Source organism: Brevibacterium otitidis (assembly GCF_042429315.1).
Classification (GTDB): Bacteria; Actinomycetota; Actinomycetes; order Actinomycetales; family Brevibacteriaceae; genus Brevibacterium; species Brevibacterium otitidis.
This window is the reverse complement of the sequence record NZ_JBHMAU010000025.1, coordinates 120,007-129,377: the sequence shown is the minus strand read 5'-3', so window position 1 is coordinate 129,377 and position 9,371 is coordinate 120,007. Positions and strand designations below refer to the sequence as shown.

6 protein-coding genes are annotated in these 9,371 nt (G+C 63.9%); 2 read left to right on the top strand and 4 right to left on the bottom strand.

The window, feature by feature from the left end; genetic code table 11:
• The first annotated feature begins 258 nt into the window (after positions 1-258).
• Both ACFFN1_RS03370 and ACFFN1_RS03365 read left to right on the top strand, forming a co-directional pair.
• Entirely contained in the window at positions 259-3,351 is a 3,093-nt protein-coding gene (locus tag ACFFN1_RS03370) for a YPDG domain-containing protein (RefSeq protein WP_376838594.1), read from the top strand.
• Positions 3,352-3,743: 392 nt separating this feature from the next.
• Positions 3,744-5,246, top strand: a complete 1,503-nt coding sequence (locus tag ACFFN1_RS03365) for an APC family permease (RefSeq protein ID WP_376838592.1) — start codon at positions 3,744-3,746, stop codon at positions 5,244-5,246.
• Positions 5,247-5,388: 142 nt separating this feature from the next.
• Here ACFFN1_RS03365 and ACFFN1_RS03360 read toward each other — a convergent pair whose 3' ends face one another.
• The 4 genes from ACFFN1_RS03360 to ACFFN1_RS03345 all read right to left on the bottom strand — a co-directional run bounded on the left by ACFFN1_RS03360 (position 5,389) and on the right by ACFFN1_RS03345 (position 9,349).
• Positions 5,389-6,807 (bottom strand): aldehyde dehydrogenase family protein, encoded by a 1,419-nt coding sequence (locus ACFFN1_RS03360; protein WP_376838590.1) that lies wholly within the window; start codon positions 6,805-6,807, stop codon positions 5,389-5,391.
• Between the two features lie 177 nt (positions 6,808-6,984).
• A complete protein-coding gene (locus tag ACFFN1_RS03355) occupies positions 6,985-7,989 on the bottom strand; it encodes an AraC-like ligand-binding domain-containing protein (protein WP_376838588.1) in 1,005 nt (334 codons plus the stop codon).
• Between the two features lie 148 nt (positions 7,990-8,137).
• Positions 8,138-8,623: a hypothetical protein gene (locus tag ACFFN1_RS03350; RefSeq protein WP_376838586.1), complete on the bottom strand. Its 486-nt coding sequence runs from the start codon at positions 8,621-8,623 to the stop codon at positions 8,138-8,140.
• 30 nt (positions 8,624-8,653) lie between these two features.
• Positions 8,654-9,349: a polysaccharide deacetylase family protein gene (locus ACFFN1_RS03345; protein ID WP_376838584.1), complete on the bottom strand. Its 696-nt coding sequence runs from the start codon at positions 9,347-9,349 to the stop codon at positions 8,654-8,656.
• Between the last annotated feature and the right edge of the window lie 22 nt (positions 9,350-9,371).

Genomic DNA, 9,371 nt, shown 5'->3' with positions numbered 1-9,371 from the left:
CTCGCGCTGACTACTGCGATCTGGCACAACCAGAAGACCGGACAGCCGGTACTCCGGTCACTGACCGCGTACGACCACTGAACCCTTGGAATCAATCATCTAGGCTATATCTTGAGAGTTTTCTCTGAGTGTTGCCATGATCAGCTGAAAGTCAAGGTCGCCTCCGTGCTACCGTTTCTTGGCCCGGTCACGCTCTTCGCGAATTCAGCGCTAGCTCTCGCTCCCCTCCATGGAAAATAACGAGAGGATCTCCATCTCATGGCTAAGAAAGAATCGTCCAGGCTGCTGCAATGCCGGCCCGTGCGTGTTGGGTCGGCTGCCCTGGCGCTAGCACTGGCTACGACTCTGGCGCCGAGCTGGATCGCCCCGAGTTTGGTGGATCAGGCTGCCGCTGCGCAGATGGCACAGACTGCTGTCGACCAGCTGGCTCAGGCGCCGGTGAACGCTCCTGACCAGATTATCGACGCCGACATGATCGCCAGCGGTCGTGTCACGAAGGCAGCTAACCTGACCGACGCTCACGGTGCTGGTAAAGGTCTGATCTCGGGCCACGTGTACATGGCTACGCCTGGTGGTAACCCGGGTGCTGCCTACGACAACGGCAACGTCAAGCTGGACGGCATCACGGTATATGCGCAGTTCCGTGATAAGGACGGTTCGTATTCGCCGATCTTCAGCGCGAAGACCCACACCCTGCCGAACGTTTTCGGCGGTAACGGTGGCCAGGGCACGTTTGCGTTCGGCACGGGTGACAAGGGCATTACCTGGACCGATAAGCTCGGTAACGAGCACACCTGGTCGGCACGCACCGACCAGGAACACCGTATCTGGGTTGAACCATTCACTAACGAGCGTGGCAACAAGGTTGTCATGTTCCGTCAGGCCAACGGTTTCGTCCCTGGTTCCTTCAACGGTCTGGTTGAAGCTCCGCTTGGTTCCGTCGGTGTAGCTGGCGGCAACATTCAGCTGATGGCTGCGTTCTATCAGGAAGTTCCGCCGAACCACGAAACTAGCTGGATGGCAGCCAAAGGCGACAAGCTCGTTGAGGACCCTGAAGGTCCGATCAGCAACGCGGCTACCCAGCTTCGTGAATCGAATGTCCTTTCTGGCCGCGTCTGGCTGGAAACCGGTGGCCCGGACAGGGGCATTGTTGCTACTGGCCCGTCAAAGAACGGGATTGACGAAGCGGCTGACGGTTACACCGTCTACGCATCCACCCTGACTAAGGACGGTGCTGCTGCTAACCAGAAGCTGCACGAACAGTTCAAGGGTGATCCGAGCAAGCTGGCCGAGGCCACCAAAAAGATGCTTGAGGACCACCCCGAGTATATCCTCAAGACTGTCCACGGCAAGACTGATGCCGAAGGCTACTACTCGCTGCGATTCGGGGAATACACCGACCAGAACCAGACCCGTGAGGACTTCCTCAATCCGGACCACGTCTTCGTATGGGTGGAAAACAAGGATGGTGTGGTTCAAAACGGCTACACAGGCTTCCTCACCCCGATCTTCCAGCGCTTCGATGGTGGCGGTAATTTCCGGCCGGCAGCTATTCCTGCTGAGAACCAAACAGTGACGTCGCGGGTTGAGGATATTAACACGCCGCGGTACGGCAAGCCAGTCAACTCGCTGTACAACGTCCACTACGCCCTGATGCCTTACACACCGGTGTCGATCACTGCTGACTACAACGCAACCGACAAGCCAGCGGCTCCGGGCACCACGGTGACCCCGGAGTTCAACGGCGACCTGTCGACGCTGTCGTCGAAGGTTGAGTGGCACGGCCCGAAGGGCAATCTCCTCAAGGTTTGCGAACTCGACCAGTCTCAGGGCATCAAGGCTCAGGTCGCAGCGTGCACCTTCGACATCCCGGAAGACGCCAAGAAGGGCGACTTCTTCAACGTGGTCCTGGTTTCCGGCGACAGCGCCGTTTCCGCATGGAGCGTTCTGGTGACGAAGGATGCAGACGACTACGAGCCTGCGTATGAGGGCAAATTTGTTGTTCCTGGTGAGGAAACCAAGTCGACTCCGACCTTCACTGACAAGGACGGTAAGGACACCGAGGTTCCTGATGGTTCGAAGTTCTCGATTTCTGATGACTTCACGGCTCCTGAGGGCTATGAGGTAAAGATCGATGAGAACACCGGTGAGATCACCGTTACGTTCCCGGACAAGTCGAAGCTGAACAAGGACACCGTTGAGGAGTTCGATGTTCCTGTTACGGTGACCTACCCGGATGGCAGCACCGATAAGACGGATGCGAACTTCAAGCTGGACACCGATGGTGACGGTGAGCCTGACGTCACGGACCCGGACGATGACGGCGACGGCATCCCGGATGAAGACGACAGCAACCCGAAGGTTCCGAACCAGAACACCATCTACGAGCCTGGTTACGAGGATGGTTCGGGTAAGCCTGGTGAGGATGTGACGGTTCCCGCTCCTGAGTTCAAGGACAAGGACGGCAACCCGACCACTGCTCCTGACGGCACCACGTTCACCCCTGGTGAGAACGCGCCTGATGGTGTGACCATCGATGAGAACACTGGTGAGATCACCGTTACCATCCCTGAGGACGCTAAGCCTGGTGACAAGATCACCGTTCCGGTTGAGGTGACCTACCCGGATGGTTCGAAGGACAACGTCGACGTCACCATCACGGTTGAAGAGCCTGACACTCCTGCTGAGCAGCCTGACTGGAAGGACGACAAGGGTAAGCCTGGTGACAAGGTCGAAATCCCGAACGATGGCGGTCCGGTTCCGGGCGGCAGCACCGTTGAGACGGAAGGCCCGGGCAAGGCTGAAATCGACAAGGACGGCAACCTGATTGTCGACATCGATAAGGATGCCAAGCCTGGTGACAAGGTCGTCGTCATTGTCAAGGATAAGGACGGCAACGAGATCGACCGCGTGACGGTCGTCGTTGAAGAGCCTGACACTCCTGCTGAGCAGCCTGACTGGAAGGACGACAAGGGTAAGCCTGGTGACAAGGTCGAAATCCCGAACGATGGCGGTCCGGTTCCGGGCGGCAGCACCGTTGAGACGGAAGGCCCGGGCAAGGCTGAAATCGACAAGGACGGCAACCTGATTGTCGACATCGATAAGGATGCCAAGCCTGGTGACAAGGTCGTCGTCATTGTCAAGGATAAGGACGGCAACGAGATCGACCGCGTGACGGTCGTCGTTGAAAAGCCGACCCCTGGCGACACTGGCAAGAAGGTCATCCGGGACGGTGAACTCCCTCGGACGGGTGCACAGGTTACTGGTGTGGTTGGTATTGCGGCCGCGATGATCGCAGCGGGCCTCGGCCTCGCGTTCACCTGTCGTCGCCGCGCAGGCGAGGAGAACTAATCGCCTGACCGGTAACGTATCGGTATAGCTTGTGGGGTGGGATCGCAATGCGGTCCCACCCCACAAATGTTTCCGGGGAAGCGCTGGCAGCGCCGTCTGGGTAAACTGACCCCGGTTGAATACGAACTGGTTCACCACAAGGCCGTCGCCCTGACGGCATAAACCCCAGAGTCAACCAAACCTTCAGCAGTCCCACCTCGACGTCTATCCGGGCAGCGCCACGCCGTGTCCTGGAATCACTGATCCACACCCTTAATTACGAAGAGCCACTATGCCAAGGGCTGGAACGGCGTCGTCGTCGACGGTGCGATCGAATCCGGCATCACCACAGCCCGTCGCGTGCACAGAGAGACAGCGGCAGGCGCTGCTGCCGCGGCAGATGGGATGACAGCATGAGCCCGCAGACCGCCCCGGAAACCGGCGCAAACACGGGCGCTGCCGCCTCGGTTCCGGGAGCCGACGCCCACCTGGCCGCCCGGACCCTCGGTGTGAAGGAACTCGTCTTCCTCATCATCGCGGCATCCGCACCGCTGACCGTCATCGCCGGCGGCGCCACGACGAGCTTCGCTGTCACCGGCGAACTCGGCGTCCCGGTCGGCTACCTCGTGCTCGGTGGCGTGCTCATCTTCTTCGCCATCGGCTACGGCCGGATGAGCTCGTTCGTGCAGAACGCCGGCGCGTTCTACGCCTACATCTCAACCGGCATCGGCACCCGCATGGGCGTCGGGGCCTCGTTCCTCGCGATGACGGCCTACAACGCGATGCAGATCGGCCTGTACGGAATCTTCGGCTTCGTCACCGCCTCGTTCATCAACGACAAGCTCGGCACCGCGGTGCCGTGGTGGGTGTGCGCTCTCATCGCACTCGTCATCGTCGCAGTGCTCGGAGTGCGCAAGATCGACCTCTCAGCCGGTGTGCTGGCGGTCATCGTGTCCCTGGAGTTCCTCGTCGTCATCATCGTCAGCCTCATCTCGCTGGCAGTGGCTCCCGAAGGCCTGAGTGCTGATCCCTTCCTGCCGCAGAACTGGCTGACGGGCAGCCTCGGAACGCTGCTCGCTTTCGGCATCGCTGCGTTCATGGGCTTCGAATCCGGTGCGATCTACAGCGAGGAGACGAAGGACCCGCAGCGTTCGGTCTCGAAGGCGACGTTCATCGCCGTGGCGATCATCGGCGGGTTCTATGCGCTCTCCGCATGGGCCTTCGCCATGGGAGTCGGCCCCAGCCAGATCGTCGCAGGCTCCCAAGAGCTCGGACCCGATCTGATGTTCGCGTTCCTGAGCGACTATGTGCCGGCGATCTTCTCCGATCTTGCCTTCATTCTGTTCGTCACGAGCATCTTCGCCGCCCTTCTGGCATTCCACAATGCTGCCGCGCGGTACTTCTTCTCCCTCGGCCGAGCGCGAGTGCTGCCGTCATGGCTGGGCCGGACCGGAACGCGCGCGCAGGCGCCGGTCGCCGGCTCGCTGACGCAGACCGCACTGGCTGTCGTGTTCATCGTCATCTTCGCGATCGCTGGCGCAGGCTCAGAGCTCGGGCCGCTGTTCCCGGTGCTGACGATGTTCACCTGGCTGACGAACACGGCCGCCTTCGGCATGGTGCTGCTGCTGTGCCTCACCTCGCTGGCGGTCATCGGCTACTTCCGCACCTGTGCCGGATCCCATCCGGCGTTCGTGCGGATCTGGGCGCCGGTCATCGCCACGATCGGCCTCGGCGTCATCTTCCTGCTCATCATGGTCAACTTCGACGTCATGATCGAGGCGGAAGGCTCGCCGCTGGCATGGATCCTGCCGGCTGCGATGGTCGGGTCCGGGGTCGTCGGGCTCATCTGGGGTCAGTACCTCAAGTCCCAGCGTCCGGACATCTACACGACTCTCGCCGAGGCGAACATCGGCTGAGAGAACAGCGGCCCCAACCACCTCGGGTCCGGCATGCAGAAGGCGCCCACCAGCTGGTGGGCGCCTTCGTGCTGTTGGCTCCCGCGGCCGGAGCTGCTGAGCTCAGCAGCGCAGAGCCCCGGGCCGCGCCGGGGTCACCGCATCAGTACGTCACAACATGCGGTTGCGCGACTTCCTTGAGCCCGGCGACGCCGAACTCCAGGCCGAAACCGGACTCCTTCGCACCGCCGAAGGGCATCCGCGGATCCACCGCACCGTGCTTATTGATCCAGGTGGTGCCGGCTTCCAGGCGCGCAGCGACGTCGAGGGCCCGCGCGCGGTCAGCCGACCACACCGAGGAGCCGAGGCCCGCATCGAGGCTGTTGGCCCACTCGATGGCCTGCTCGAGATCGTCATAGGCGATGATCGGCAGCGCCGGACCGAACTGCTCCTCGGTGACGAGCGGGTTGTCCGGGTCGATATCGGCAACGAGCGTGATCGGGTAGAAGTATCCCGGCGCCTCGGCGTCGTGCTCACCGCCGGTGAGGATCGTGGCCCCGGCGTTGCGTGCAGAGTCGACGAGACGGGCGACGATATCGCGCTGGGCGGCGTTCTGCAGCGGGCCGAGGACATTGTCCTCCTCCAGCCCCACACCCATCGGCATCGCCTCAGCCACGCCGACGAGGGCATCGCAGACCTCGCGGTAGATCGAGCGCGGCACATACAGGCGCTTGAGGGCAGCACAGGTCTGGCCGGTGTTGATGAACGCACCCCAGAACAGCCCCTCGGCGATCGCCGCCGGATCGACGTCGTCGAGGACGATGCCGGCGTCATTGCCGCCGAGCTCCATCGTCATCCGCTTCATCGTGTCGCTGGCTGCCTTGATGATCGCCTTGCCGGTCGAGGTCGAACCGGTGAACATGATCTTCGCGATGTCCGGGTGCCGGGTGAGCTGATCGCCGAGCTCCCCGCCGCCGCACACCGGGATGAGCACATCCGCAGGCAGGGCCGAGTTGAGCACCTCGACGAGGGCGAGCACGCTCAGCGGCGTGTACTCGCTCGGCTTGATGACGACGGTGTTGCCCATCCGCAGGCTCGGGGCCAGCTGCCACACCGAGATCATCATCGGCCAGTTCCACGGTCCGATCGCACCGACGACGCCGAGCGGCTGATAGCGCACCTCGGCGTAGGTCTCGCCGTCGTCGATGACGACCTCGGGCTCGATCGGGAAGTCGGCGTTCGCCCGCAGCCAGGCGGCGCAGGCACCGACCTCGAACCGGGCGTTGGGTCCGTTGAGCGGCTTGCCCTGTTCGCGCGAGAGCAGCTGCGCGAGCTCCTCGGCGTGGGCTTCGACGGCGTCGGCGGCCTTGTGCAGCAGGGCTGAGCGCTCGGCATCCGGCGTGGCGGCCCAGCTCTTCTGCGCCGCCTGGGCGGCTGCGACAGCGGTGTCGAGATCCGCCGCCGAGGCGGTGGGTGCGTGGCCGATGAACTCACCGGTTGCCGGGTCGTGGATGGGCTGGCCGCCTGTCGGCGTAACGATGCGCTCAAGCAGGCCGGATCCGGGGGCTGCTGCAGTGGTCATGAGTCCTCCTAAAGTGACATGTCTGCATGATCCAGCATCGGCAGGCCGGCGGGGCATGTCTAGCCCCTGGGTGCACGCTGCTGGTCGATCTGTGCGCACTGCGGCGAGCGGACGGTCTCAGCTGGGCATCCTCAGCTGGGCTGGGCGGCTGGCCTCAGCTCGCCCGGGACAGCAGCCTCAGCTCGCCTGGGACAGCGGCGCCAGGTGAGCGCGCCGGTAGGCGGTGGGTGAGCTGCCGAACTCGGCCTTGAAGATCCGGCTGAAGTGCGAGGCATCACGCAGCCCCCAGCGCGAGGCGATGGCCAGCACCGTCTGGTCGGCCAGCAGCGGGTCGGTCAGATCGCGCCGGATGTGCTCCAGCCGGCGGCTGCGGATCCAGGCGGAGACGGTCGTCTCCTGATTGGAGAAGATCGAGTAGAGGTGGCGCAGCGAGATGTAGTGCGCCTTGGCGATCGCCGCCGGGGTCAGATCCTCATCGCCGAGTCGGGCGATGATGTACTCCCGCACCTCCTGCGCGAGGCTGCGGGCCGGATCGCCGACGGTGCCGTTCTGCCGGTGCAGCTCCTGCGAGAGCATCGTCATGAGCAGGTCGAGCGCGGAATGGACGAGCCTGCCAGCGTGATTGCCGGCCAGCTGATCCATATTGCACGCCAGCTCCCGGAAGAACGGGTTGATGATCCGCCCGAGGCCGTCGTCATGGGCGAAGGCCGTCGCCGTGACCTTCGCGACCGCATCCGGGGGAAGGTCGCTGAGCTCATGGGGGAACAGGACGACGAGTGCGCGGTTCGGCTGTGGGAAGTGCAGCCGGTAGGGCCGGTGCGTGTCGTAGATCGCCAGATCGCCGGGGCCCAGCGTTGCGGTCCTGCCGTCCTGTTCGAGGATCGCCGAGCCGGACAGCTGCAGGCTGATCTTGTAGAAGCGGGCATTCTCATCCGAGATATGGGCGGCGGTGCGGTGGACGATGTGCGGGGTGGTGGCCAGCTCGAAGAGGGCGACCTCCTCAACGGTGGTCTGCTGCAGCTGGCCGACGAACTCGACGCCGCCGGTGGCTTCGATATCGAGTGGGACGACCGCGCGGCTGATGGAGGCGGTCCATGTCCGCAGGTCGACGGGCGCGCTGTGCGTGTCCCGGGTGCGCGAGCCGGTGGGGGAGGCCAGGGGTGGCGTTGCCGTGGATGCCACGTTGCACCTATCCCTTTCCGCATCGTCCGCATCGCGATGCCTGGAAATGTGACGAGTGTCTCTCGATGCTACGTGGGGGAACCTGCCGAATCAAGGGGATCGTATATGATCCCTCAGCTCCCGCCGACGCTCTCGCCCGCCGCGCGCCTCAGCTCCGGCTGCCCGCCGTTCCCAGACCAGCGGCTATCATGTGGGCCGGCACGATGAGCGTGCGCGCCTGCCGGAACGTGTAGAAGGCGAGCACACAGAACAGCACCGCATCGACGGCGATGTAGACGAGGTGCACCGAGCTGCCGGCGGCAGCCGTGCCGTTGAGCACCGCCTCGGTCCGGGTGTTGAGGATGGGGCGCACGAACGCGACCTTGACGATGTAGAGCCCGGCGATCGCCCCGACGAGGCCCCAGGCCGGCCGCAGCTGCCGGGTCGCAGCGACCGCGGCGATGAGCACGACGGCGAGCACCCCTTCGACGATGTTCATCGCGGTGAATACGAGCCGGCCGATGCCCAGGCCGAGCGGGATCGTGATCCCGGGAGCCTGGAACTTCAGCGGCGCCTCGATGAGATCGATCGCGATGATGAGACCCAGCCAGATGGCCGGGACGATGAGTCGGCAGGAAAGGGCAGTGAAGCGCATGCCCGCAGTCTACGCCCGCAGCCGCGCGGCTCAGCCGAGGACGCCGAACCGGTAGCCGGCGTCCTTGTAGTGCTTGATGATCTCCGGCAGCGCCCCGGTCGTCAGCTTCTTGTTCTTGGCATCGTGCATGAGTACGACCTCGACGTTCGGGTTCGTCGCCGAGTGCGAGGTCTCCTTCACCCGCGCCAGCTGTCCTGCCACATCGGCAGGCCGCCGGCTGGCCGGTTCGGCACCGCCGTTGAGCGCAGTCCAGTCGATCCACGCGGCTCCGCGCTCGGCCAGTGCGGCATCGGCGGCGTCCATGTTCTTCCACGACATGTGCCCGCCGGGATAGCGGTAGGCACCGGACGCATAGTCCTCGCCGAGCACTCCGCGCACGGCCGCGAGCACCTCGTCATAGTCGCTGGCGATCCGCTCCGCCGAGGCGCTGCGACCCGGATACAGGTGGTCGTAGCTGTGCGACTGCGAATGCAGCGCAACGGCGCTGCCCTGGTCGATGACCTCATGCACGATCGGCGCGGTCGAGTCGTCGATGAGCTTGCCCACCTGGAAGAACGCCGCATGCACTCCGTGGTCGCTGAGCACCTGCAGATTCTTCGAGGTCTGCGCGGTCGGTCCGTCATCGAAGGTGAGGAAGACGATCTTGTCCTCGGGATAGTTCTCCGCCTCGCGGCCCTTGCGGATCCACGCGCTCACCGGCATCGCCGAGCTCCGGCTGGGTGCCACCGCCCGCCTGCGCGGACTCGGC

What these genes read in the sequence shown, in the direction of transcription:
- ACFFN1_RS03370 (WP_376838594.1), top strand. Translation starts at nt 259, where the DNA reads ATGGCTAAGAAAGAATCGTCCAGGCTGCTGCAATGCCGGCCCGTGCGT.
- ACFFN1_RS03365 (WP_376838592.1), top strand. Translation starts at nt 3,744, where the DNA reads ATGAGCCCGCAGACCGCCCCGGAAACCGGCGCAAACACGGGCGCTGCC.
- ACFFN1_RS03360 (WP_376838590.1), bottom strand. Translation starts at nt 6,807, where the DNA reads ATGACCACTGCAGCAGCCCCCGGATCCGGCCTGCTTGAGCGCATCGTT.
- ACFFN1_RS03350 (WP_376838586.1), bottom strand. Translation starts at nt 8,623, where the DNA reads ATGCGCTTCACTGCCCTTTCCTGCCGACTCATCGTCCCGGCCATCTGG.